This window comes from Thermanaerosceptrum fracticalcis (assembly GCF_000746025.2).
Lineage (GTDB): Bacteria > Bacillota > Peptococcia > DRI-13 > DRI-13 > Thermanaerosceptrum > Thermanaerosceptrum fracticalcis.
The window spans coordinates 1,934,393-1,960,565 of the sequence record NZ_CP045798.1 but is presented as its reverse complement, the minus strand read 5'-3'; the positions used below and the strand labels follow the sequence as shown (position 1 = coordinate 1,960,565).

Annotated in this window: 24 protein-coding genes; 19 read left to right on the top strand and 5 right to left on the bottom strand. The window is 41.9% G+C overall.

Annotated features, from left to right (window positions below):
* Positions 1–7 precede the first annotated feature (7 nt).
* The 8 genes from BR63_RS10070 to BR63_RS10035 all read left to right on the top strand — a co-directional run bounded on the left by BR63_RS10070 (position 8) and on the right by BR63_RS10035 (position 7,814).
* The gene (locus BR63_RS10070; protein ID WP_034425954.1) at positions 8–235 is read left to right on the top strand and encodes a hypothetical protein; all 228 of its coding nucleotides are present in this window, start codon (positions 8–10) and stop codon (positions 233–235) included.
* A 137-nt stretch (positions 236–372) separates the two neighbouring features.
* The gene (locus BR63_RS10065; RefSeq protein ID WP_243269974.1) at positions 373–1,830 is read left to right on the top strand and encodes a transposase; all 1,458 of its coding nucleotides are present in this window, start codon (positions 373–375) and stop codon (positions 1,828–1,830) included.
* Positions 1,831–1,837: 7 nt separating this feature from the next.
* The gene (locus BR63_RS10060; RefSeq protein ID WP_034421646.1) at positions 1,838–2,758 is read left to right on the top strand and encodes an iron-containing alcohol dehydrogenase; all 921 of its coding nucleotides are present in this window, start codon (positions 1,838–1,840) and stop codon (positions 2,756–2,758) included.
* Positions 2,759–3,041: 283 nt separating this feature from the next.
* Positions 3,042–3,188 carry a hypothetical protein gene (locus BR63_RS10055; RefSeq protein ID WP_153802059.1) on the top strand — a complete coding sequence of 49 codons (147 nt, stop codon included), beginning with the start codon at positions 3,042–3,044 and terminating at the stop codon, positions 3,186–3,188.
* 37 nt (positions 3,189–3,225) lie between these two features.
* Positions 3,226–3,999: an HpcH/HpaI aldolase family protein gene (locus tag BR63_RS10050; protein ID WP_034421644.1), complete on the top strand. Its 774-nt coding sequence runs from the start codon at positions 3,226–3,228 to the stop codon at positions 3,997–3,999.
* 72 nt (positions 4,000–4,071) lie between these two features.
* On the top strand, positions 4,072–5,463 hold the full coding sequence (locus BR63_RS10045) for an FAD-binding oxidoreductase (protein ID WP_034421643.1): 1,392 nt from the start codon (positions 4,072–4,074) through the stop codon (positions 5,461–5,463).
* Positions 5,460–6,548: an FAD-binding oxidoreductase gene (locus BR63_RS10040; protein ID WP_034421641.1), complete on the top strand. Its 1,089-nt coding sequence runs from the start codon at positions 5,460–5,462 to the stop codon at positions 6,546–6,548. Before BR63_RS10045 ends, BR63_RS10040 begins: the two co-directional genes overlap by 4 nt.
* Positions 6,549–7,814, top strand: coding sequence for a (Fe-S)-binding protein (locus tag BR63_RS10035; protein WP_081908108.1), 1,266 nt, complete (start codon positions 6,549–6,551; stop codon positions 7,812–7,814).
* A gap of 155 nt (positions 7,815–7,969) precedes the next feature.
* Here BR63_RS10035 and BR63_RS10030 read toward each other — a convergent pair whose 3' ends face one another.
* The gene (locus BR63_RS10030; RefSeq protein WP_051965644.1) at positions 7,970–9,670 is read right to left on the bottom strand and encodes a sigma-54 interaction domain-containing protein; all 1,701 of its coding nucleotides are present in this window, start codon (positions 9,668–9,670) and stop codon (positions 7,970–7,972) included.
* Between the two features lie 762 nt (positions 9,671–10,432).
* Between BR63_RS10030 and BR63_RS10025 the strand changes: the two genes are divergently transcribed.
* The 8 genes from BR63_RS10025 (at position 10,433) to BR63_RS09990 (ending at position 17,256) form a co-directional block, all read left to right on the top strand.
* The gene (locus BR63_RS10025) at positions 10,433–11,503 is read left to right on the top strand and encodes a TRAP transporter substrate-binding protein (RefSeq protein WP_207724708.1); all 1,071 of its coding nucleotides are present in this window, start codon (positions 10,433–10,435) and stop codon (positions 11,501–11,503) included.
* Between the two features lie 100 nt (positions 11,504–11,603).
* Positions 11,604–12,164 (top strand): TRAP transporter small permease, encoded by a 561-nt coding sequence (locus tag BR63_RS10020; RefSeq protein ID WP_051965642.1) that lies wholly within the window; start codon positions 11,604–11,606, stop codon positions 12,162–12,164.
* Positions 12,157–13,434 carry a TRAP transporter large permease gene (locus tag BR63_RS10015; RefSeq protein WP_034421638.1) on the top strand — a complete coding sequence of 426 codons (1,278 nt, stop codon included), beginning with the start codon at positions 12,157–12,159 and terminating at the stop codon, positions 13,432–13,434. The genes BR63_RS10020 and BR63_RS10015 overlap by 8 nt, the downstream gene beginning before the upstream one ends.
* A gap of 67 nt (positions 13,435–13,501) precedes the next feature.
* Positions 13,502–14,257 (top strand): SDR family NAD(P)-dependent oxidoreductase, encoded by a 756-nt coding sequence (locus tag BR63_RS10010; RefSeq protein WP_034421637.1) that lies wholly within the window; start codon positions 13,502–13,504, stop codon positions 14,255–14,257.
* A 389-nt stretch (positions 14,258–14,646) separates the two neighbouring features.
* Entirely contained in the window at positions 14,647–14,850 is a 204-nt protein-coding gene (locus tag BR63_RS10005; protein ID WP_081908106.1) for a 4Fe-4S binding protein, read from the top strand.
* Between the two features lie 62 nt (positions 14,851–14,912).
* Positions 14,913–15,953 carry a 3-methyl-2-oxobutanoate dehydrogenase subunit VorB gene (locus BR63_RS10000; protein ID WP_034421663.1) on the top strand — a complete coding sequence of 347 codons (1,041 nt, stop codon included), beginning with the start codon at positions 14,913–14,915 and terminating at the stop codon, positions 15,951–15,953.
* Complete coding sequence (locus tag BR63_RS09995; protein ID WP_034421636.1) at positions 15,954–16,700, top strand: thiamine pyrophosphate-dependent enzyme; 747 nt, start codon at positions 15,954–15,956, stop codon at positions 16,698–16,700.
* 1 nt (position 16,701) lies between these two features.
* Positions 16,702–17,256 (top strand): 2-oxoacid:acceptor oxidoreductase family protein, encoded by a 555-nt coding sequence (locus BR63_RS09990; RefSeq protein ID WP_034421634.1) that lies wholly within the window; start codon positions 16,702–16,704, stop codon positions 17,254–17,256.
* 191 nt (positions 17,257–17,447) lie between these two features.
* Here the strand turns inward: BR63_RS09990 and BR63_RS09985 are convergent, their stop codons facing one another.
* From BR63_RS09985 to BR63_RS09975, 3 genes are all read right to left on the bottom strand, one after another.
* Positions 17,448–19,169 (bottom strand): adenosylcobalamin-dependent ribonucleoside-diphosphate reductase, encoded by a 1,722-nt coding sequence (locus BR63_RS09985; protein WP_051965636.1) that lies wholly within the window; start codon positions 19,167–19,169, stop codon positions 17,448–17,450.
* Positions 19,170–19,341: 172 nt separating this feature from the next.
* Positions 19,342–20,445, bottom strand: coding sequence for an AAA family ATPase (locus tag BR63_RS09980; protein ID WP_153802058.1), 1,104 nt, complete (start codon positions 20,443–20,445; stop codon positions 19,342–19,344).
* A gap of 93 nt (positions 20,446–20,538) precedes the next feature.
* Positions 20,539–21,339 (bottom strand): M23 family metallopeptidase, encoded by an 801-nt coding sequence (locus BR63_RS09975; RefSeq protein ID WP_051965631.1) that lies wholly within the window; start codon positions 21,337–21,339, stop codon positions 20,539–20,541.
* Positions 21,340–21,612: 273 nt separating this feature from the next.
* On the opposite strand from BR63_RS09975, the gene BR63_RS09970 reads away from it, so the two are divergent.
* Complete coding sequence (locus BR63_RS09970; protein ID WP_034421633.1) at positions 21,613–21,843, top strand: FmdB family zinc ribbon protein; 231 nt, start codon at positions 21,613–21,615, stop codon at positions 21,841–21,843.
* Between the two features lie 40 nt (positions 21,844–21,883).
* Here BR63_RS09970 and BR63_RS09965 read toward each other — a convergent pair whose 3' ends face one another.
* Positions 21,884–22,357 carry a PAS domain S-box protein gene (locus BR63_RS09965; RefSeq protein ID WP_034421631.1) on the bottom strand — a complete coding sequence of 158 codons (474 nt, stop codon included), beginning with the start codon at positions 22,355–22,357 and terminating at the stop codon, positions 21,884–21,886.
* Positions 22,358–22,585: 228 nt separating this feature from the next.
* Here BR63_RS09965 and BR63_RS09960 point away from each other — a divergent pair, with 228 nt between their 5' ends.
* Together BR63_RS09960 and BR63_RS09955 are read left to right on the top strand one after the other, a co-directional pair.
* A complete protein-coding gene (locus BR63_RS09960) occupies positions 22,586–23,953 on the top strand; it encodes an amidohydrolase family protein (RefSeq protein ID WP_034421630.1) in 1,368 nt (455 codons plus the stop codon).
* A gap of 224 nt (positions 23,954–24,177) precedes the next feature.
* On the top strand, positions 24,178–26,088 hold the full coding sequence (locus BR63_RS09955; protein ID WP_034421628.1) for a hypothetical protein: 1,911 nt from the start codon (positions 24,178–24,180) through the stop codon (positions 26,086–26,088).
* Positions 26,089–26,173 lie beyond the last annotated feature (85 nt).

Here is a 26,173-nt window from a genome sequence, read left to right as displayed (position 1 = left end):
TGGTAAATTGTATAGTTTTAAATTGCCTACAGAGCTTTATCAATATGACACTTTCCCAGAGTTTATACAGGAGTTTGCCCTCAATGAGGAGGATTTGCTTGTCACTAACGCTGTAATCTTCGATAACCATCTGAAAGGCTATAACCTGCCGTGTCATGTCATCTTCCAGGAGAATTATGGCTACGGTGAGCCCAACGATAAAATGATCCAGGAGTTATGCAGTTGGTGGAAATAAATAGAAAATGATAACTCAAAAAATATTTTAAAAAAGATCCTAATTTTCGACAAAAAAGGCTTGACTTTTTCGGAAAGCCCCCATAATCGCTTTGGATGGTATTTTCTACCATCACTCTAGCGATATGGGTGATGCTGATGAAGAAACTGTGTAAACCAACTTTCGAAAAAAAGGATCACGGTCAAGGTGCCGGAATCCCGGTACTCAAGACAATTTGGGATTTATTTGACCTGTCTCTGCTGTTTTCCCAGTCCGGAATACGCAAACACTCCGGAATTCCAGCGTGGCTCCTGGCTTTTGCCTACATCTGCGGCCTTGTTAATCATTCAAGTTCTGCAAATCAAAATGCTAAGTTTTCAACGGAAGCTCCATTTTTACAACAACTGCTTTCCGGGCAAATCATCTCTCAAAGTGCCTTCAGCCGGTTTCTCTCCAAGCCCTTTCAGTGGCTCCGGTTCTCTTTGGGCAGATTTGCCAGGTTACAAGAAAATACGGATAGCAGGCTGACCGACGGCGATATCATTGCCTTAGACGATACCAAAATTGAGCATCCTCACGGTAAAAAAATCCCCTTTCTCTGTTGGCTCTTTGACAGTTCGGATAAGCGCCATGTATGGTGTATTAATCTTGTGTCGACCCTGGCTATCTTAAAGAATGGTCTTGAATATCCCATGTTATGGCGCTTTTGGGTTAAAACCGGTCAGGAGAATGAAAAACAAAGCAAGCTTGATCTTGCTAAACAGATGCTCGCAGAGGCTCGTCAGCTGAACAAGGCCAGACTATGGGTAGCCATGGATCGCTGGTTTTTGTGTAAAAAGTTCCTGAACTGGCTGATGGGTCAAAATTTTGACTGGGTTACCAAAGCCAAACGTAACACAGCGCTATTCAGGAAAATCTACGACCCGGTACTAGGAAAGGAACGCTACATTAAACTTAATCCGAAGCAACTGCTGCGAGAAGTTTATTCCCAGCTTCGGGTCCTTGGCAAAGAATCGGTTCTCAGTATTCCGGACATTTACATCAAAATGCCCTATGAGACCTTAACACGCAAGGGAAAACCCATTACTAGACAACGTTTTTTACCCATAGCTGCCATTGCAGCCACTTATGAGAAGCAGGCTGTCGAGGGCAGCATAGTTCTTCCGGAGGAAGAATGCCCAGCAACCTTCAAGGATGCGTATCTCCTGATAAGCAATCGCGTAGATACGCCGGAAGAAGCTGCAACTGCCTATGTTAAACGATGGAGAATAGAAGTTTTTTACCGCACCGCTAAACAGAATCTTGGTTTAACATCTTGCTATGCTCAGTCTGAAACAGCTCATTTCGCACATGTGGAGCTCTTGTTTACAGCGAAGACCCTTCTTTGTTATGCCTCTTGGGAGTGCAATAAAGAAGGCGCCGAACAAGCCCCCTCCCTCTGCGAAGTGATAAGGTACTTCTTCAACGCCGGTTGTCGGATCCGCTGTTGCGAGCAGTTGATCCAAGTCTATTTTGACACGGCAACCCAGCGTTTTTCAAGGCTTATTGATAAATTCTGGCCACATTCTTTGGAACTTAGGTTATGGGATTGGGAAAATTATCCTGAAACTGCATAACTACTGAATGATCAATGCCATCGTTTCTGAATTGAATGGCAAAGATTACCAGCGGGTAATAGCCGTGGGAGGTGGCACGGTCATAGATGTGGCGAAAATCTTGATACTCCAGGGTGTGGAAGATGTGCTAGAGATATTATATGGGAGAAGTCCGGTGGTCAAGGATAAAAAGCTGGTGGTGATTCCTACCACCTGCGGCACAGGAAGCGAAGTAACCAATATATCCATTATGGAAGATACCCAGGCCCGTGTGAAGAAAGGGATAGTCAATCCCGTTTTATTCCCGGATCAGGCAGTGCTAATTCCGTCTCTCCTCAAGGGTTTGCCGTATAGATTCTTCGCATTCAGTTCCATTGATGCCTTGATTCACGCAGTGGAATCCTACCTGGCGCCCAAATCCAATCCTTTTACAGAGCTTTTCAGCGTAAAAGCTATTCAAGACATATTGGGTGTTTATAAGAAAATATCGGAGGAAGGCCAGGAAGCGGCTTACAAAAACATTGGAGGGGTTTTACTGGCCAGCACATATGCGGGAATCGCCTTCGCCAATACCGGGGTAGCGGCAGTGCATGCCCTCTCATATCCCTTGGGTGGTGGGTATCACGTGTCCCACGGTGAGGCAAACTACGCGTTTTTCAGTGCCGTCATGCAGGTGTATAATCAATATAATCCTAGCGGTAAAATAGCGAATTTTAATCAACTAATTAAAGAAATTATGGGGCTGAAAGAGGGAGAGGATGCCCTGGCTGCCCTGGATAATCTGCTCTCTGTGGTTATCCGCAGGAAACAGCTCAGGGAATACGGCATGAAGGAAGAAGAGATTGAAATGTTTACTACAGCGGCCATGGCGCAAGAACGCCTGATGAAGAACAATTATGTACCCCTTACCTGGAGCGATGTCTATAATATCTACAAGAGCCTATATTAAATCAGATATAAACAGCGAAAGGGTTAGGCAAATACCTAATTTAATTATGTCATAAATTATGATTTTGTAGCGGTGAGGGAAAGCACCAGTCATGGATGGAGGATGGACGGCAGAATAAAAAAACGCGAGGCTTAGCCTGCGTTTTTTTATTCTGTCTTATTTAGAGTTTCATAAACTTTCTTAAGCAAATGAGTCAATAATGATTCGAAGATGAGTCGTTATTGACTCATTTGCTTATTTTTTCACTTTGAAGTGGAGCATCCCCCGTTGGCATGTTTATTGCATGTTAAATTTAATAAGTGAGGTACTGGCTGTAGTGGATATATCTTCTGAAGATTTGGGTATTAATGGTAATGATGCCGGTGGGGGAGAATTGGATAATGTTCTTAAGATACTTGAGCTACCTACTTTCAGGCTTACCGTGACGTAATGCTACAGTTCTTTGAAAGAGAAAGGAGAAAATAGGAATGCGTGAGAATATGCTAAAAAGAAAGTTAAAGGAAGGCAAGGTTTGTATGGGCACCTTTGCTCGTCTAAGTCCGGCTTCTGTGGAAATACTGGGTCTTACAGGTTGGGACTTCGTGGTAATAGATATGGAACATGGTGTTTACGATTTTCCTGCATTAGAGCATATGTTACGCGCTGCACGCAGTGCCGGAATTACTGGTCTCGTCAGAATTGCCGAGCCAAGAGTGTCCTATGTTATGCGGGCTTTGGATACAGGCGCGGAAGGTGTACAGATTCCCCAAATTGAAACGGCACAGCAAGTAAAGACCCTGATGGAAGCCGCCCGTTATTATCCGGAAGGTAAGAGGGGATTGTGCAGTTTTGTCCGCGCCGCCGGTTATTCTGTTACTCCACCGGCTGAACATATACAGACTTCCAATGAGGAAGTATTAACGGTGGTTCATATTGAAGGTGCCCAGGTAGCAGAAAAGATCGAGGAAATAATAACAGTTCCGGGTATTGATGTAATTTTCCTGGGACCATGGGATTTGTCACAATCATTGGGTGTTCCGGGACAAGTAAAGCACCCCAGTGTTGTTACGGTCATGGAGAAGGTAACAGAGGCCTGCCGGAAAAAAGGGGTGACCATCGGTACTTTTGCCCGGGACCCCGAAGACGCCCGTTATTGGGTTGACCGTGGGGTACAGTACATTATGCATTCTACGGATGCTGGCATACTTGTACAGGCCTCGAAGGACCGCTTAGCCGTTTTTAAGTCAGTATTAATAGGTTAGAGCACTTATGACTAGATTTTATGATTGATAGTGGATTTACCGGATACGGGGTTTAGTTAAGGGGGATATAGTGTGTTAAGAAAGGAATTACTGGAAAGAATCGGGGATATAGTTGGCAAGGAGAATGTTATTACTGATACAATTGCTCTTGAAGTATATGCCTATGATGCTTCACCCTACTATAACATGCCCGAAGCAGTAGTATTCCCTGAGAGTACTGAACAAATCATTGAACTGGTGAAGCTGGCGAATCGTGAAGATATACCTATCTTGCCCCGTGGTTCAGGAACTTGCCTTAGCGGGGGGGTTGTACCCATTTATGGTGGTATTGTCCTTGTCTTATCCAGGATGAAAAAAATCCTTGAAATAAATACTGAGCATGAATTCGCTATTGTTGAACCAGGCCTGCCCAATGGTGAGTTGCAGGAAGTTATTGAACCATATGGGTATATGTTTGCTCCTGACCCTGCTAGTTTTCGTGTGTCTAGTCTAGGTGGTAATGTGGCTGAGAATGCCGGCGGTATTAAAGGAGTCAGGTATGGCGTTACGAAAAATCACATTTTAGGACTTGAAGTTGTTATGCCTACTGGAGAACTAATTACAACCGGAATACTATCCCCAAATTACGGTATGGAACCTGATATCACAGGCATGTTCTGTGGTTCCGAAGGTACTTTTGGGATTATAACCAGGATATGTGTAAAAATGACTCCTTTGCCGCAAAGTACCGGAACACTTTTGACGTTTTTTACATCCCTTCAGGATGTAGGTAAAGCGGTCTCAGAGATTATTGCTGAGGGTATCATACCGACAACCCTGGAGATTATGGACCGTGCCTCGGCGCAGGCAGTAAATGATTACATAAATTTTGGTTTAAACCCTAACACTGAAGCCTTACTTCTTATTGAAGTAGATGGGTTAGATGTTGAGATTCCCGGTACATTAATTCGTATAGAAAAAATTCTACACAAAAACCATTGTATTAGTGTTTCCAAGGCCCAGTCTCCGGAAGAAAGGACCCTGTTATGGAAAGCGCGCCAATCTAATTTTGGTGCTATGGGTAGAATTAGACCTTCACAATTAGCTCAAGATGTTGTGGTACCCCGGGATAAGTTACCCGAAATGCTGAGCTCCGTCCAATTAATAGCGAAAAAGTATAATGTTGTTATTGGGCAAGTGGCTCATGCGGGTGACGGTAATGTTCATCCAACATTCCTTTACTCGCCCTGGGATCAGGAGGAGATTGAACGCATGGAGAAAGCATGTGATGAAGTCTTACAGTTGGCCATAGATTTAGGGGGGACGATTTCGGGGGAACATGGTATAGGGATTGAAAAATTGAAATACATGCTTTGGGAGTTCTCTCCTTATGATTTGAAATTCATGAAGAGCATTAAAGATTGCTTGGACCCCAAGGGTATTTTGAATAAGGGAAAGGTGATCCCTGAGGAGGGTGGACAATGAAACTTATGGAAAGTGGGAAACATATTATCGCTCCTGCTTCTGATAAAGAAATAATTTTTTGTATTAAAAATACTGGGGAGTTAGAAAGGAAAATTTCCATAGTTCCTATCGGTCAAGGCAGTACATTAAGAGGAAAGGAAATAGAAAATAGGGGCTCTCATATATTTCTCTCCTCAAGAAATATGAAAAATGTTATTGAACTTGCGAGAGAGAACCTAACTATTACTGTCCAGTCCGGTATAACCTTACATGAAATAGATGAGATTGTTGAACCGGAGGGTTTAGTTCTTGTACGAAGTCCTTTACTGAGACCTGATCGTACTATAGGTGGTGTCGTTGCTGAAGGAACGTATTTTAATAAAGAATTTAATCAATGTATACTTGGCCTAAAAGCTATCCTGCCAAACGGAGATATTATAAAGACCGGTGGTAAAACTGTTAAGAATGCAAGCGGTTATGACCTCAAAAGTATATTTATAGGAAGTAGAGGGATTTTAGGATTTATTTCCGAAATAACCCTTAAACTGCAACCAGTCAAGTCTCATAAGGAATTAATTGTTTGCTGTATTCCTATTTGTGAACTTCCTAACTTGCTAAAGCTAATTTATCCTTTTAAGCATTATTTTACATTTTTAATTATCGATAATGTTGATTTTGTAAGTGAAGGTAGTAATAACAAGACTTGTAAAATATCGGTGGTTTATGAAGGCAGCCAGGAGGCAGTACATTACTTGCGTGATTTTTTAGTTGATAAACTGACAAAAAATGATACACCAATAATCCACACAAATAAAGACATTATAAAGAATGCGTTAAATAAACTACATGAAAATTCAGCACAATTCGATGAATATATCACAATAAATGAAATGGAAGTTGTTCAAACCCTGGGGCCCGAAATGCCAGCATTCATATATGATGTAAAAGCCAGGTATCTACGAGTATTTAAAAAAGGGGAAAAGATGCCTCGGATACTAAATAGCGCAACGGCAAAATTGTTAGAACAGTATACCTTTCACAGTACTTATCTCCAGATTAAAAAGAAAATCGATCCTGATATGCTTTTCGGCATTAATACCAAGTAGATGCGAGGTGGTAGAATGTCGCTCATGTATGAGTTACTACTTAAATGTACTAAGTGCGGGCTTTGTCAACAGGTATGTCCTACTTACCAGGTGAGTAAAAACGAGATGGATCTTGCCCGGGGAAGAGTAAGATTAGCAAGATTGGTGGCAGAGAATAAATATAAGTGGCAGTCTCAAATTGTTCATTCTGTTGAAACGTGCTTACAGTGTGGAGCGTGTGTAGAAAGCTGTCCTTCAGCGGTAAAAACCGACATGATTATGAATTTGGCCAAAAGAGACATAAATAAAGTTAAAAAGCCCCATGCCATATCCCAATTTATCTATAAAAAAATGCTAACTAATCCTAAAATGCTAAAATTTATAGGTGAATTCACACGATATTATTTAAAAATAAAGGATAAGAAAGTACTCAGATTTTTTAATAAGTTAAATCCTATAGAAGAAGTGAGAAGGTTAGAACAAGGTTTACCTGCTTACAAAGAAGATCTGCCGTTATTACCCGGCAAAGCTCATGTTACTTTGAAAATAGGGTATTTCAGAAATTGTGCAAATCTGGCTGTTTTTAACTCTTTAGCACAGGCTACGTTGAAAGTAGTAAGGGGTTCCGGTGCACAGGTTGAGTATTTGTCCAATAAGTGTTGTGGCGCACCCCACTGGTTTAGTGGTGATATTCAGACTTTTGAAGAATTAGCAAAGTATAACATAAACAATGTTGAATTTAATAATTATGACATAATCATTACTGACTGTGCTACCTGTGGGGGAATTCTTAAAAAATACGGCGAGTTATTAGACACTGTTGAAGCAAAGGCATTTTCGGATAAAGTGATGGACATTAATGAGTTTCTGATAAAATATGGTATACCTGACAATTTCAGTTATAAAACAAGAGATGACATTGTTACTGTTCACGATCCTTGTCATTTGGGGCGGGGGCAAAAGATAACAATTGAACCCAGAAAAGTTGTTTCTGCTATTCCTGGGACGATACTGAAAGAAATGAAAAACTCAAATTGGTGTTGCGGTGGTGCAGGCGTCTATAGTGTTATGCAGCCTAAGATGTCTGATCAAATTTTGAGAGCCAAAATAAACAATATCTTAGATACTTCGGCGAATGTTGTGTTGGCTTCGTGCCCCTCGTGCATTATGCAAATCACAAGAGGCGTAAAATTATTTGCCCCATCCTATCATATACAGGTTTTACACCCGATAGAGTATCTTGCTCAAAATATTATGAACAATAATATCAAAAGGCAGACAAGTTGATGAAAACAGGTAACGAGTATATTTAAATCTTCAGATAGTTAAAAACTGAAGCATTTGCCTTCGGTAAAAAATTGGGGACATTGGTACTAGATGTACACTAATTTATCAATACTATAAAAAAGAAAAAGACGTGTGCGTCTTTTTCTTTTTTAAATCTAACTACCAGTTTTTTGGATTTGGCGGAGTCTGCGAACAACGCTGGATTGGCTTATTCCTAAGAGATCAGCAATTTTTCTTGTGCTGCCACAGGATTCCTGAGCCATAAGGATCAGTTGTTCTTCCAGTTCTCTTAAAGCTTGTTTTAAAGGTATAAGTTTATTTACTCTAACATTTGAATGTTCCTTATGCAGGTTCTTAATGTGTTTAGGGAGATGTTTTGGTAGTAATTCGTTATCTGGACTCATGATGATTAAGCGCTCTACAACATTCTTTAATTCTCTCACATTTCCTGGCCAACTGTAGTTCTCCAAATACTCAACTATTTGAGGGGAAAAATATTTCTCCATATTATGTTTTTTGTTGTAAATTTCGCAGAAATGCCATAATAATGGTACAATATCTTCTTTTCTCTCTTTAAGGGGTGGAATTTCTATGGGTACAACATTTAGCCGGTAATATAGGTCTTCTCTAAACTTTCCTTGTTCAACCATCTCTTCTAAATTTTGATTTGTTGCCGTTATAATTCGCACATTGACTTTTTTAGGTATAACTCCCCCCACTCTATACATTTCTTGTTCCTGTAATACTCGTAAAAGTTTTACTTGCAAATCCAGTGATATTTCACCAATTTCATCTAAAAATAGTGTACCCTCGTCAGCTAGTTCAAATAACCCGGGCTTTCCTTTATTAGAGGCTCCTGTAAAAGCACCCGCTTCATAACCAAAGAGCTCTGATTCCAGAAGATTGGGCGAGATTGCACTGCAGTTAATTTTAATAAATGGATGATTGTTTCGTAAACTTGAGGAATGAATTAATTTAGCAATAACCTCTTTACCAACGCCGGATTTTCCTAAAATAAGTACCGTGGTATCAAATCGTGCTACTTGAAGAGCAGATGTTATTACATGCTTCATTTTCGGACTTTCAGCTATGATATCGTCATATTTTTGATTGTGAGTCCTTAGTAGAGTAAGTTCATTTTTATATCGCTCAGTTAACTCATTTGCCTTTTTTAATTGTTGTCGTAGGATACTAAGCTCTGTGATGTCTCTAACATTAGTAATTATATATATTAATTCACCTTTTTCGTTGAAAACTGGGCTGCCGGTTATTATGGCTTGTTTACCTGTTTTGAATGTTTGAATTGTTGTCAGGCTTTTTTGAGTTCGCAAGATAGTGGGTGTAACTATGGGCGTAAACATACCGCTTTTCTCTAAATCTACAATATTTTTTTCTAAAACATCAGACACATTAATGCCAGTAATTCTTTCGTAAGCTTTGTTCGCCCAAATAGTTGTACCATGAACATTTGTGACAAAGATTCCATCATATGATGATTCAAAAATAGCTTTCAATTGTGATTGTATAAGATTAATTTCTTTAAAATCTTCTATAATGGATTTGAAAAGAGTAATATCTTGAATTACCACTATTTTTTCAGAATCTAACGGGATTAATTTCATCGAATAGCTTTTGTTACCTATGTTAAAGCTTGTACTAGAAGCACCTGACGTTAAAGATGCAGATTCTAATTTTGATAAGTGGTCTTTCAATGTAGATATGGTTACTGAATTTAGGAATCTCTCCCCAGTTACATCTAATGCTCTAATTTCTCCTTTCTCATCTATAATAAAAGTATGTAACATATGATTATTAATACTTGGAATATACTTCTCGTACTTAAAGCTTGAAAACATCTTTTTGCCTCCTAAACACTGGTTTAACATGGAGAGGTTTTCATTGTTTAGCATATAAGGATGTATGATTCATTTATGAATCATCTTAAAATATTTCATATTTATGTATATTATATAGTAATTGTCCTAAGTAAGATAGGGCTTTTAACCTTTATAAATAAGAATAGTGAGTCAAAATTGGTTCATTATCGAGTCAATATTGACTCATTTTGCTATATTATAGGGTTTAAATTAAAGATTCCCCGTTGGCATGTTTATTGCATTGTTAAATTTATGAAGTGTACAGGTAATAAAAAATATTTGCCATAATAATGTCGGAAAATAGGGAAATATGACATAAAAAGTTTAGATAAAAGAATGAGAGTCATAAAATTTTTAGAATATTAATAATAGACTATCGAAAATATCACGTGAATTAGAAAAACTCTTAATGGCTATCAGAGTATATTGAAAGCAATAATGCACAAACATTTAAGCTAAAAATGACTTGACATAGAAAATTGATTTTCAAGAAGGAGGAGATACTGTTGGCGATTTAATCAAATGAGAGTTTAACGGGTGGAGGAGGTATTTAAAGTTCCATGGTTCAAGAAGAAAAACATTTTTTTATTTGAAAGGGGGATGATAGTCACCACCTGTCTCAATTATCTATTTACTTCACTTCAGGAGTTGGAAAGAATGTTTGAAATCACTTATTAAATCAATTACTTATTAAATCAATTACTTATTAAATCTATAAGGGGAAAGAGGAGGAGTTTTGTTATGATGAGAATATTACGAAAATTAGGTTTATTTTTGCTTATGGCACTAATAAGTATTGGATTAATAGCTGGTTGTAGTGGAGAAAAACAACAAGTGTCCAATCAACCAAAAAGCAGCGGAGGTCAGGAAGTAGTTGAAATTAAACTATCTCACAGTTCGCCTGCAGTTGATGACAGGCTGGAGGCTGCGTGCCAGGCATTTAAAAAATACGTTGAAGAAAAAACCAACGGAAAAGTTAAAGTTACCACGTACCCTGCCAGTCAGCTAGGCGCGGAAAGGGAGCAACTGGAAGGTGTTCAATTGGGGACAATTCAAATGGCCGCATTGAGCTCAGGACCGTTACCTGGAATATTCCCCCCAATAATGGTATTTGATTTGCCTTACCTGTTTGCTACTCAAAAAGCTGCTTACGAGGTGCTGGACGGCCCTGTTGGCAGAGAAATATTAGATTTAATGAAGGCAAAGACTGGTATTAGAGGTCTGGTATGGGGAGAAAACGGCTTCAGACATTATACCAACAGTGTGAGGCCTATCCGAAAACCTGGGGATATGCAAGGTTTAAAAATTAGGACAATGGAGAACCCCGCACATATGGCTATTGTTAAGGCATTAGGGGCCAGCCCTACACCAATGGCCTTTAACGAGGTATATACAGGATTACAACAAAAGACAATTGATGGGCAGGAAAATCCTATATCCCTGATTGTTTCAATGAGATTCTATGAGGCACAAAAATATTTGACTTTAGACGGGCATGTATACAATCCTTATATTTTAATGATTAACGACAAGTTTTACAACAGCCTTAGCGAAGATATCAGAAAAATCATTGACGAAGGGGCCCTTGTCTGGCAGAAAGTGGAGAGAGAGGAAAATAACAAGCAAATTATGGCTGGTTTAGAGAAACTGAAAGCTGCGGGCATGGAAATAACAGAACTTTCACCACAAGAGCTTCAGGCATTTAGGGATGCAACCAAATCAGTATATGACACAATAGGTAAAAAAGAAGTGGGAGAGGAATTGTTAAATAAGGTGCTTAAAGCTGTGCAAGAAGCTGAAAGCAAGAAGTAAGACTATAAGAGCAACTGGTTTCATAAAATCTACATGTGCTGATTTTATAAAAAGCCAGTTGCTCTTTAATCAACATAATTAGAAATTAGGAGGATGAGAAATGGGATTTCTAAAAAAGCTAGATAAGATCTTGACCTTTATTGAAGACCATCTCATTGCCATCTTGTTAATCATTATGACAGCAATTACATTTTGGGGAGTAATAGCTCGTTTTGTTTTGAGAGATTCATCCTCTTGGGCTGAGGAAGCTGCAAGATATTTGAGTATTTGGGCTGCCTTTATAGGTGCAAGCCTAGGTGTTAAAAAGGGTGCGCATATCGGAGTTGAAGCGTTCGTTATGATCTTACCGAAAAAGGTACAACAGTATATTTCCATCATTACTACCGTTTTCTGTATTATTTTTTGTTGTGCTGTTAGCTACATTGGTTATGATTACACATTGAAGTTACTAAAAACGGGGCAGCTCTCTCCTGCCATGCGTATGCCTATAGTCTGGGCCTATGCCGCAGTACCGGTTGGATGTCTATTAATGACTATACGGTATTTCATGCTTCTAATTGAACAGATTTTCACTTTAAAGGCGGTAGAAGATACCGAAAGTGATAAAAATCAAGTAATAGCGGATAACGCCATTGCGGGAGGTGAAACTATTAATGGGTAACATACTTTTAGTATCGTTTGCAACATTAGTTATCTTGAATGTACCTTTAGCCGTCGGTTTGGGGTTGTCCTCACTGCTAGCGCTAGCAATAACGCAAAAAGTACCTTTATTCTTAATTGCACAAAGGATGTTTACAGGTCTTGATTCTTTTCCCCTTTTGGCTATACCACTTTTTATGATAGCGGGCCGGTTAATGGAGCGGGGTGGAATATCAAGGCGTTTGATTAATCTGGCCACCAATATGGTAGGTTCGGTGGCCGGTGGATTGGCCCTGGTCTCCGTACTTGCATGTATGTTTTTTGCTGCTATTTCGGGGTCAGCTCCAGCGACTGTTGTTGCAATAGGCGCAATCATGGTACCGGCTATGATTAAAGCAGGTTATGACAAGGACTTTGCGGTAGCTTTAATGGCCGCTGCCGGAACCATCGGCGTTATAATCCCCCCCAGTATACCGTTTGTTACTTATGGAATTTCCATGAATGCATCCATCGGGCAATTGTTCATGGCAGGCGTAATCCCAGGTTTTATAATGGGTGGTTCCTTAATGGCGGTGTGCTATGTTATAGCGAAAAAACGAGGTTATAAAGGAACTGTAAGGCCTACTTTAAAAGGATTTCTTTCTTCACTAAAAGAATCAATTTGGGGTTTGTTAATGCCTCTGATTATATTGGGGGGTATTTACGGTGGAGTATTCACGCCAACAGAAGCTGCTACAGTTGCTTGTGTTTATAGTCTTTTCGTAGGTATTTTTATTTACAAAGAGCTGACATATGAAGAAACTATTAAAAGCTTTTCTGAAGCTGGGGTAACTTCTGCGATGGTTATGTTGATTATTGCTACCGCTACAGCCATGGGCTGGATATTGACTACCGAGCAAATTCCTGTAAAAGTGGCAACAGCCATTTCAAGCGTTGCAAAGGATCCTGTCATTCTTTTATTGTTGATAAATATAATACTGCTTATTACTGGATGTTTGATGGAGCTTAATGCAGCTATCATAATTTTGGGACCTATATTCCTTCCCCTGCTGATGAAAATGAATATAGACCTTATCCATTTCGGAGTGATAATGGTTGTCAATATGACAATAGGTCTTTTAACCCCGCCTTTAGGAGTCAATCTGTTCGTCGCCGGTGGTCTTCTAAAAGAGGTTACCTTTAAACAGATTGTAAAAGCTTCCTTCCCATTTCTAGTGATATTAATCGTGGATTTATTTTTGTTCACGTATCTGCCTGGATTGTCGCTTTTCCTAGTAAAGTTGTTTGCTTAGGTCAGGGCAGTACCATTTAGAACAATGGGGACAAGTTTTTTGAAATATAAGGAGGAGGTGATAAGTAGTGAGTGAATTTAATGGCAAGATTGCATTGGTAACAGGTGGAACTAAAGGTATAGGAAGAGCGACAGTTATTGAACTATGTAAGGAAGGTGCCCACTCAGTTATTGTGAGTAGAAATGCTGATGAGGGTTGGGAATTGGTTAAAGAATTAACTTCTCAGGGACTAAAGGCAAGTTATACACAGGCAGATGTCGGGAACCTTTTGGATATCAAGAAAATGGTGGAGGGAGTTATAAAAGAACAAGGAAAAATTGATATACTAGTAAATTGCGCTGGAGTAAATAAAAGAAAACCCATAGAAGAATATACCGAAGATGATTGGAATTTTATGGTTGATATTAACATGAAAGGAACATTTTTTACTTGCCAAGAGGTAGGTAAAACGATGATTGGGAAGGGAATAAAAGGGGTTATTGTAAACATAGGTTCGTTACAGAGCGAAGAAGTATTGCCAGAAAGGGGAATTTATGCAGGTACTAAAGGGGCTGTAAAACAATTAACAAAGGCTTTTGCGGTTGAATGGGCTAAGTATGGTATTCGTGCTAACTCCCTTTCTCCTGCTTTTATAAGTACACCTCTGGTTGAGAGTGTATTGGCTGACCCCAAATGGAATCAGATCATCACATCCCGTACTTTGCTGGGGCGGCCCGGAACCCCTGAAGAAGTGGCTCATCTTATAGTTTTCCTTTGTTCATCTAAAGCGAGTTACATTACTGGGGCGAACATGGTGATTGATGGTGGTTGGACTGCAGGTTAATATTATCCACTAAAATTTAAACTATCTAAAGCAAACCTCCCCTCCCCAATTACGCGTCTTCAAGCCATTCAAATGGTTTGAAGACGTATTATTGTCTGGCCTATCAGGATGTACGATTCATTTATGAATCATCTTAAAATGTTTATCCATTTTATGGAGGAAGTTCATCTAAGCAAGTAAGACAGGCATTTGTTTCCGTAATAAAAGTTACGACTTAAAAATTGGTTCATTAGCGAGTCAATATTGACTCATTTTGCTAAATGATAGGGTTTAAATTAAAGATTCCCCGTTGGCATGTTTATTGCATATTAAATTTATTGCTACTCGGTTTAGCCACTAGGTTTGTTTATTTTAACTAACAGAACCTTAATCTAAAGGAGGTTTAATTAATGGGTTACATCAAAATACGGGAGGAACGTTGCAAAGGATGTACTCTATGTATTAACGCTTGTCCAAAAAAAATAATTTCATTAGCTCCTTATACTAACAGCAAAGGTTATAACCCTGCCACTTTAACAAATGAAGAGGCATGCACCGGTTGTGGCTCTTGTTATGCATTCTGTCCCGATGTATGTATAGAAGTTTATCGTTAAAAGTAAAGAGTTATATAATGCCTAAGGAAAGAGGAGGAGTTAAATTGGCTGAAAAGATTTTAATGAAAGGGAGCGAAGCTATTGCTGAGGCTGCCATTCGTAACGGCTGTCGCTACTTTTTTGGCTACCCTATAACGCCGCAAAATGAAATTCCTGAATATCTGGCAAAACGTCTGCCTGAAGTAGGAGGAACATTCTTACAGGCGGAGAGTGAAGTAGCCGCTATCTACATGGTATTAGGGGCAGGTGCCGCTGGTGCCAGAGTTATGACATCTTCGTCCAGTCCCGGTATTAGTTTAAAACAAGAGGGAATTTCTTACATGGCTGGTGCAGAGGTGCCATGTGTCATAGTAAATATTATGCGCGGCGGCCCTGGTCTGGGGGCAATTCAGGGAGCACAGCCCGATTACTGGCAAGCAACCAGGGGCGGGGGACATGGTGATTATCGTTTGCTGGTGTTGGCTCCTGCTACTGTCCAGGAAGCTGTTAATTTGACTTATGAGGCTTTTGACCTGGCCGATAAATATCGCAATCCGGTAATGATACTTGGTGACGGTATACTGGCCCAAATCATGGAACCTGTCGAGCTGCCGGAAGAGAATAAAGAACAACCGGAAAAAACATGGGCAGTATGTGAAAACCACAATCGCCCCCGTAATATCGTAAGTTCCTCCTATCCTCAAGTAGATGTATTAGAACAAATCAATTTGCGTCTGCACAAGAGGTATAATGAGATAAAAAACAATGAAGTGCGGTGGGATTCATATCTCCTTGATGATGCTGAATATGTAATTGTTGCCTATGGCTCTGCTGCCAGAATTGCTAAAGCTGCAGTGAAAATGGCACGTGCAGAAGGTATTAAAGCTGGCCTTTTGCGACCTGTCAGTGTCTGGCCTTTCCCAGTAAAGCCCTTCCAGGATATTCTTCCCCAGGTTAAAGCTTTCCTTGCTTTGGAAATGTGTACCGGACAAATGATTGATGATGTAAGGTTAGCCATTGGTAATGCAAGACCTGTTCACCATTATGGCCGTTTGGGCGGGGTTATACCGTTACCTGAGGAAGTACTGGGTAAATTAAAAGAGCTGGTTAAGGAGGGAAAATAGGTGAATAAGATTTTTTCATATCCAGAAGCCCTTGTGGATGTGCCAATGCACTATTGCCCCGGTTGCACTCACGGTATTATTCACCGTTTGGTAGCCGAGGTTATTGATGAAATGGGAGTCATGTCCAAAACCATAGGTGTGGCCTCCGTAGGCTGTTCCTGCTTCAATTACGATTATTTCAATTTTGATATGGTGGCCACAGCCCATGGCAGGGCTCCAGCTACTGCCACCGGAGTTAAGCGTGTCCATCCCAATTGTTTAGTCTTTACCTATCAAGGTGACGGCGACCTGGCAGCCATTGGTACTGCTGAAATAATTCATGCCGCAGTACGCGGGGAAAAGATAAGTGTTATCTTTGTAAATAACGGTATTTATGGGATGACCGGTGGGCAAATGGCTCCGACCACCTTACCGGAGATGAAAGCTACCACCTCACCTTACGGTCGTAATACGGCTTTAACGGGATATCCCATTAAGATGACGGAAATGCTGGCCCTGCAGGATGGGTGTGTATATGCGGAAAGAACCAAGATCAGCAGCGTGGCTTCTATTAACAAGACAAAGAAGGCTATAAGAAAGGCCTTTGAATTGCAAATGGCCGGTAAAGGATTTAGCGTTGTCGAAATATTATCAACTTGCCCGACTAACTGGGGTATTGAGCCAGTGGAAGCAATCAAATGGATGGAAAATAATTTGGAAGCCTATTATCCGGTTGGAGTAATTAAGGCACCCAAGGAGGTAGAATAACATGATGCACCAGTTTCTCCTGGCAGGATTCGGCGGTCAAGGGGTAATGCTGATGGGGAGGATTCTTGCCTATGCTGGCATGAAAGAGCAAAAACAAGTGATGTACATACCTTCCTATGGGTCCGAAATGCGCGGTGGGACTGCCAACTGCTCTGTTATCCTCTCTGAGGAAGAAATAGATGCCCCTGTAGTTAGTAAGCCCTCAGGGCTGGTTGTAATGAATGCACCCTCTTTTGATAAATTCGAAACACGTATCCGTGAAAACGGCCTGGTTATCGTTAATTCATCTACAGTTACACGCGAAGCGTTAAGACAGGATGTTAAAGTTATTAAAGTACCTGCCAATGACATGGCCAAAGAACTGGGTAATGAACGGATTGCCAATATGATCCTTCTGGGAACCCTGATTTCTGCCACCAAATGTCTGAAAGCAGAATCGGTCCTGGAAAGTTTAAAAGAAATATTGCCTGTCCATCGACATGATTTATTACCTCTCAACCAAAAAGCCATCGAAGCTGGTATGCAGCTTGCTATTTCAACGCCAAAAAGGAATTAGCCAAAAAAATAGCGGGTATTTCCGAATAATTTATTAGAACAAAGTATGCCAAGTACAAAAGCCCATTATCATTATGATAGTGGGCTTTCTTATCACATCTTTAAATTTTCTGTGTTCACTCAAGAATCCAAATATATATATATATCTTAGTGATTAGATACAACTTGGTAGACAAGCCATATCAGTATGGTTTATTTTGTTTTAGTCAAGGAAAGCACCTGGTCCAGGCGGGTACCCTGGCGATAGACGGTACAGCCTTTAAGCCCCAGGTCATAAGCCAGCCGGTAGGCTTTGGCCACCTCGGCCACAGTGGCGCTGGCCGGGAGGTTGATGGTTTTGCTGATGGCACCATCCACATATTCCTGGATGACAGCCTGCATTTTCAGATGGTCAGCAGGTTTAATATCCAGGGAATAGACGAAAACATTTTTTATTTCCTGGGGAATTCCTTTTATCTCCTGAATGCTGCCTTTTTTCTCCAATTCCTGGCGAAGCTCCGGTGTGTCCAGGTCCAATTCCTTTAGTTTCTCCTCCAGTTGGGGATCCATTTCCCAGAAGACTTTTCCCCCCAGGATGCGGCGTTGATAGACGGGGGCAAATTCGGGTTCCAAACTCCAGGATGTATTGGTGAGGGTAGCGATGGTCCCGGTGGGAGCAATGGACAAAAGATTAGAGTGGCGGAGGCGCACGCCTTTTTTCTCCCACAGGGAGCCGGACCAGGCGGGGTAAACCCCTCTTTCCCCAGCTAAGGCCCGGGAGGCTGCTTCTGCTTCCTGGCGGAGGAAACTGGCCATAGACTGGGCAAAGCTACGCCCTTCCCCGGTATGATAGCCCAGTTCCAGGGCTTTTAAGACCCGGGCCAGTCCCATAAATCCTAAGCCGATGGGACGGGTTGCCAGGGCCATTTCCTGGAGTTTAGGAAGAGGCAGGACGTTGGCGTCGATCATATTATCAAGAAAACGCACTACAGTATGAATAGTGGTCCGGAATTTTTCCCAGTCAAACTCCCAGCCACCATTTAATTTTCTAAGATGTTTTTCCAAATTAATTGAAGCTAAATTACAGGAACTGTAGGGTACGGCAAGAAATTCGCTGCAGGGGTTCCCCCCATAGATTCGTCCAAAATGGGGGTTGGGGTTATCCCTGTTGGCCCGGTCGATAAAAAATAGGCCCGGTTCACCCGTTGACCATGCTTGATAACATAATTCATTCCATAGTTCTCTAGCCGGTATCTGTCTTACGGAGTGACCCAGGGGACTGCTAAGTGTAAAATATTCATCCCTGTCTACAGCCCTGATAAATTCATCGGTAATGGCTACAGAGAGGTTAAAATTGGTTATTTCTCGATCTATCGCTTTAGCTTTAATCCAGGACAGGATATCCGGGTGATGCACAGGAAGGACACCTAAGGCAGCACCGCGTCTTTTACCGCCCTGGGCGATAGCCTCCACAGCCGTATCGTAGACTTTGAGCCAGGCAACAGTACCGCTGGAATAACCTTTGGTTGTACTGACCAGAGCTCCTCTTTCCCGGAGTTTACCGAAGTGAAAACCAACGCCCCCTCCTGTTTTATAGATAAGAGCTGCATCCTTGAGCGTAGTAAAGATGCTTTCCATACTGTCTTCAATGTCCAGAACAAAACAGGCGCTCAACTGTTGTAAAGGTGTGCCCGCATTCATCAAGCACGGACTGGCGGGGGACCACTCCAAGTTTAGGAGACCTTCCAGGAAGCGTTCAGTCCATTCCTTTTGTTCCGCGGGTGCTTTTTCCTGGCCGCCCATGGTTTCGGCTACTCGCCTGTACATATCATAGGGGGTTTCAATGACATGTCTCTCCTTATCCCTTAACAGGTAACGTTCCTCTAAAATTTTCAGGGCCAAAGGAGAGAGACATGGTTCTCTTCGTTCTTTCATGGCTCAATACCTCCACGCAATAGTTTGCAGTGGGCAGTGAATTAGTTGTTAGTTGGTAGTTGATAGTTGGTAGTGACTGATGCTCTCTTTTCCCGATTTCCGAAATAGTTACGGGTGGCTGAAAGCGATTAACATAGTCGGAGGTCGGATGTCGGAAGTCGAAAGTAAAGAGTTAGCGTGAGAAGAGTTCTTTGATTTTGCTGAAAAAGCTTTGGTTTGTGGGGAGAGCAGGGATGTGTTCATTACCCGGATTTAAGAGCTGTTGTGCAATGTTTTTAATACACTGGGCTGCGGGGCAGTTGGGATAATGCAGGGCAAATGGCTCTAAGCGGCGGTTGGCTCTGGGAACAGTGGGGTCTTCCAAAATATAGCCCAGGTTTGACATCTTCAAGGTTAAGAAACGGTTAACCACGTTGACCATGCGGCCGGAAACTTCCTGGTATTCTTTGAGGGATTCTACTCTGTTTAAGACCAGGAGGGGTGATTTTTTATGCTGCTGTTCGTCCAAAACTTTGATAATGGCGTAGGCATCGGTAATGGAGTGGGGTTCAGGCGTAGTAATGATAATGATATCATCGGCAGCCAGGGCAAAATTAATAACGTTTTTCCCCAGTCCTGCCCCTGTATCAATAAGGATAATATCGGCATACTGTTCCAGTGTTTGCAGGCTGGCAATCAAACGGTTAAACTGCCATTCCTCAATATTAGCCAGGTTCTGCAAACCTGAGCCTCCCGGGACAAGGTATACACCACCCGGGCCCTCCACGATGATATCCAGTAATTCTTTTTCCTTATTAATGATATGGGTAAGGTTATATTTGGGTTGCAGATTTAATAAGACGTCGACATTAGCTGTGCCCAAGTCAGCATCAATTATGAATACTCTCTGACCCATTTGAGCCAGGGTAATGGCTAAGTTAATGGTAGTACTGGTTTTACCCACACCACCTTTTCCACTGGTAACAGTAATAACACGGGGTCTATTTCCACGTGCTTCCGCCAGGTGGAACGGTAACTGGATAACCAGATGGGGTTCCGGTTTAAAGCCCCGGGAAATTATCTCCGAACTAAAGGTTATATTACTGCGGGGACACGTGATCTGCATAGGGGTACCGGCACTTAAAAGCACCATCTTACCTTGGGCCATGGGCATAGAAACAGTCATGGCCTGTCCTTCAACGGCTAATACCTCTGTTTGATACATATCCCGGTAGATGGGGGAAATCACTTTTAATTGTAGTAAATCTCCTCTTTGCAGCGGACGGTTACCCAGCAAAACCACGACACCTCCTAACAGGCTTTTGCATAAATTCTACATTTTTGCTGAACTTTCCTGCAGGATACCGGATTTGCTAATAAATTATTCTTTCTATTGATTAGACCAATAGACAAGAAAATGATAGGGGTTTATCCACTGGCCGTAGGGGGTACACATACCAAAATGCAAATGGTCGGGAGTATTTTGGGCATTTCCCGTGTGACCAACATAACCCAGGAGCTGCCCGCGGTTTATTTTCATGCCGCTTTTTAAGTTAGGAGCATAGCCCGAGAGATGGGCGTAATAATAGTAGAAACCATCTTCGCCCCTGAGGCCGATGCGTTCCCCCCCAAGAGGATTAAACCCCATTTTTTCGATGTGGCCATTGGTAACAGCAAAGACCTCGGTCCCCTGGGGTGCAAAGAGGTCTGTTCCTTCGTGAACTCGTTTGCCCCCTTCCCTTGACGCCTGCCAGGTATCTTCATAGCGGGGTTGAACGTTTCCCAAAGGAAAGAAATAGGCACGGGAAAATAAATACCCCGTTCTTTTAAACCTTTTATGGTAATCTTGCACCGCTTTCCATTGTTCTTTGGTTAGTCCGAGATTTTCCCGGGCCTTTCGGCTATCTTTCAAAACCTCGGCGGAACTGATGAGTTCGGAAAGGGTCGGTTCCGGATCGCCGGTCTTATAATCTCTTTTCACATAATAATAGGCAGCAAGCCAGGTCCATTCTGTACCTGTTACTTTTTCCGCCTCCTGGGCTCGAACCACAAATTTTCCATCCAAACAAGAGATGGCCTGGTAATCAGGTGGGGAGAGGGGATTAAAAATAACAGTTAGGATAATCAAACTAACAATCCCTAGAATGCCCAGTAATAATTTCCTGATCGGTTTCTTTTTACGGTGCAGCATTGCTTTCTATTCTCCGGTTCAGCTAATCATATTAAAAATATATCAACAAGTTGCTATAATAGAACTGTAATAGTTCGCAGTTAGCAGTTCGCAGTGGTCAAGTTACTAGTTACTAGTTATTAGTTATTAGCGACTAGTGGAAGCAGTTTGGATTTTTAGGCTGCGGGCGACACATGACCAGAAACCGGTTTTTATCTCCACTGGTCACTGGACACTGGTCTCTGGTCACCACTTTGGACGAAAGTAGATAGCTCAAAGGATGGAGGTAATGATATGCCTACTTATGATTTTCGTTGTCTTACTTGTAACCATGTATTTTCACAAAAGCTGTCCTTCAGCGAGAGAAAAAATGCCGCCTGTGAAAAATGCGGCAGCAAGGAAGTAGAACAACTTTTCAGACGCTGCAATGTTTTGGGAGGTACATCTTCAGTTTCGGGGGACATTACCGGTGGTAAGTCGGCGTGTTCCCGGACAGGCGGCTGCAGCGGGTGTGCCGGTTGTTAGATAGGTACAAAGAACAAAGGTGGCCAATCTGGCCACCTCGTTATTTTTCTCTATTTACATTTGCTGTTGTTGGGTTAATGACTACCAAACAACCAATAGGTTTGGCTTCTGGCTCTGTACGCAGAGGATAGGAATTAAACTCCACCAGTATATTGGTGCCGTCCAAATGAGTGAGGTTATAGTGATAGCCGGCGATAATTTCACCCTGGAGGATTCTTGGTAACCGGGAAAAGTCATAAGGCATGGTGGGTACCAGTATTTCAGCATATTCGCTGATATGGAGCCCGAGAATTTCTTCACGCTCATAACCTACTAAATTACAAAAATTAAGATTGGCATAGGCGATAAAGCCGTTTTCATCGAAAACCAGAATGTTAAAGGGCAGGTTATCTAAAATCGACTGTAAGAGCCCTTTCCTGACGGGAGTCTTGTCACCTTGTTCCTTCACTATGGCTAATAGCTCCATTTCCGCCCGCGGAAGGGCGGGTTCCATTTTAAGGGAAAATTTTCGCATTAAAATGCACCCTTTCAATGATAAATAAGGCCTGTTTATAATATATGGTTCACTTCATTTATAATAAATCCTTCTTTGTGAAAACAATAACAAATAGTCACAAAGCGGCGCCGGAGAAGTAAAAAAGACATTAATTTGACAATTACTGTAAGAATAATAAGAAGGTTTTTTGCTTTTTGTGCCGAAATAACTTAATTAAGTTAACAGCATGTCGAAGAGGTACAAAAAATGAAAGAAATGACTAGACGCCAGTTCTTGTTAGGTCTGGGGGCTGTGGCTGCGGCTACTCTTTTAACCATGGGCTGGGATACCCATGAGGCCATTCCCCAGGAAGGCGCTTTATCTTCAGCTTCACCACAACCTATAGATTGTGATTGGATTATTGACCATGTTAGGATAGTTGATGGGACGGGTAGCCCTGCCTTTATGGGTAAAGTGGCAGTAAAGGGTGACAAGATTGTGGCTGTGGGTGACTTTATGTCCTCACCGGGTACGAAAACAATAGATGGAAAAAATTATGCATTAGCTCCGGGATTTATTGATATTCATACGCACACGGAATCTTATTTCTACAGTGGCGAGAGTATGGCTGCTTTTTTATCACAAGGGGTAACAACTCAAGTGGGCGGAAACTGCGGGCGTTCACCCCGTGATATCGCAGGGTTTCTGAAGAGCAGCCAGGGAAGATCCATGAACTACGGCCTGTTAATAGGATACAGGACTTTACTGGAGTTGGTACAGGGTGTGCCCCGGGCCGGAAGAGTTACCCCCGCGGAACTTGGACAGATGCAGGAACATTTACATAAGGGCCTTTCGGCAGGTGCCTTGGGGTTATCAATAGGTCTCGAGTACTGGCCGCAGAATTTCGCCACAACTCACGACTTAATAATCCTTTGCGAGGTCGTCAAGGAACATGGTGGTTTTTACGCAACCCATATTCGCAGTGAATATGATAAGGTGCTGCAAGCGGTGGAAGAGACCGTGGAAATCGGTCTTAAATCGGGGGTAGCTGTACAATACAGCCATATTAAGGCCGGCTATCCCCAAAACTGGCCGAAATTTGCCAGGGTCCTGGACATGCTGGCAGAGGCTAATAAATCAGGCTTAGATATGAGAGCCGATGTTTATCCCTATACTTTTTCCGGTAATGATATTGGCACAAAACCCCTGCGTCATTCTATTAGCGTGGAGAATCTTGAGGCAGCCCTTATTCACCCACATGTTTTCTATGCCAGTGACTCAGGCATTTATACGGGGGGACGGGCCACACACCCCCGGGCTTACGGTACATATCCCCGTTTTTTAGGGCATTTCGTTAGAGAAAAGGGGTTACTGCCACTGGAAAAGGCCGTGGCCAAAATGACCCATGAGCCTGCCCGGCGCCTAAAACTGCAGGACCGGGGCTTAATCCGTCCGGGATATAAAGCCGATCTGGTATTATTTGACGAGCAGCGGGTTATGGACAAGGCTACTTATGAGAAACCCGTTGCCTTCTCCGAAGGGATAGAAAAGGTTTGGGTTAACGGTGTCCTGGCTTGGAATGAGCAGAAGGTTACCGGCAGTACCAGCGGCCAATTTCTTAAGCTTACAAGCTAATACTATAAATCATAAAAGAGCTGAACTTGCTTCTGTCAGGTTCGGCTCTTTTTAGTTGGTATTTGGTGGTTGATAGTTGGTAGTCGGTACTATCAACATTATGTCATTTACCGACAAAAATTTAGTTGTCTTGCGAATAGTGCTGGAAAAAGGCGGAAAATTTTTGGAGGAGTGGAGGGGGTTATGGCGAAGAAATCTATATACGACAGAAGGAGTGTGGAAGAGTGACGCAAACAAGAATCTGTCTTCAGTTACCACAGGACTTTCTTCATGAGATTATCCAGCGGTTAATAAAGCTTAAACCGAATGACGCTATGGGAGCTTGTCTGAAAGCCTTGGGAGAATTGCGGGAGGAATACCGGTCTCTTTTTCTCTCTGAATTGTCGCAAACCAGGGATAGAAGATTGGTTCCTTTTTTTATGGAAGTTGTGCGCCAATGTGAAGGGCCTCTTAAAGACTGCGCAGAATATGCCCTAATGCGGTTAGCGCCGGAGAGACCTGCAGGATGGGAAACTGCTAGTCAAGAAAGGCGTTTCCTTAAAGCCTTTGCTTCCCGGGACAGGTTTGAAGGAAAGTGTACCCTTACCGTTGTCTGGACAAGTGGGGAAACAAAACCAGTGATTGAGGCACAGCACTTTCTTCTAAGTTTTAATCATGCTGGTATAAAAGATTATTACTGTAAAAAATATCCTGGTTACAGGAGTTATGGGAAAGGTATACGATTGTCATTATCAATGCCGGGAAGTGAATCCCCCCATGATTTCCAGGAGCTTACTCTACTGGAGGCTGCAGCCTTGCTCCAGGATGCCTACGGGCAGAATATCCGCTTTAATTCCCAGCCTGCCTCCGGCATTAACGATTATGGCACCCTTTTGCAGTTCGAAACAGGGAACCTAATACGGCAGGAACTCATGAATAAATTTTATTCACCACACCTGACAGCCCGGATGGTAGGGAACATTTATTTAAGAGGTCTCAAAAATATGGATGCGGCGCTTCTTTATGATTTATCCAGCCAGGAAAGGCAGGCTGCCTTAGGGGAAAGAAGCCAGTTTATTTTTAATTATGGTGAAGAGTTAAAAAACTATACATTCTTAAGGACCCAGGTTACAGGACTGGAAAAAGAGCAAGGAAAGATATTGCTCTCGGCCTATGTGATTGTTAATACACCTCAGGATGAGATCGTAAAGATTTCCTATGATCTAACCTTAGTGAAGGTAAAGAACTATTATTATGTCGATAAATTTTCGGAAATAGGCAGGCAAGAATTAGCTTATAGTGACTCTGATAATCCTCTGAACTATCGCGTATTTTGTTCCGCTTATCATATTTCCAGTGTAAAAAAGATCCAGGATTGGTTAGAAAGTCAGAAAGATATCCTGTTAACCGGTGAATTTGAAAGTGGATACTGCTATAAATGGTTGACGGGGGAGCGAAGCGCAGTTAACAGTTATGATATAACGGATGGTATAGTAGGTGAATTTATCCTCAGAGAAAGGGAACTCCTTATCTATGCCAAAAATCCCGTGGAGTTGGTCCAGGTGGAGGGAAGGATAAAGACTGGTTTAACCCCGCATCTCACCTTGCAAGACAAGTATTATCTTCCTGTCCAGGATGTTTACCGTACAGTTGTTTATCACACTTGTTTGAACCGGGTTCTTCTGGAAAACTACAGCGACGGTTCCTTAAGAAAAGTGCGTGCCAATTGGGCTGTATTCTATGTGGAAGATTACAAAAAATGTTTGTACCAGCTGCAACAAAGAACCATTAACCGTTTGCAGCTGGATAACCATACCTGGTACCTCTGGATAAAAGATAAGATAAGTCCGGCAACGCTCATGACAAAACAGGTTGAATACTATCTTGCCAAGCATTGGGTCAAAGTAAATGTCTTTAACGGTACATTGGAGGAAGAACTCCGGGAATTGGATATACCGGTGACGGAAATTATTTATGGTAACGAATTAGAAAATTATTATGACCTCTTTACCCCGCCTGTGTCGGAGGAGAGAAAATGGGAAATATATAAAGGCTTACACCGCATACATAAGGAGAGTATTATAGGCCGGATGGGCTTCATTCCGAGGCCCAGAGAAATTGCACAAAAACTGGGTTCGGTGAAAAGAACAAATTAAAAGAATGCGCCTACGGCGCATTCTTTTAATTTGTTCTCTGAATTTGGGTAGCTAATTAGCGTTTTATTAATAGCATACTGGTGAA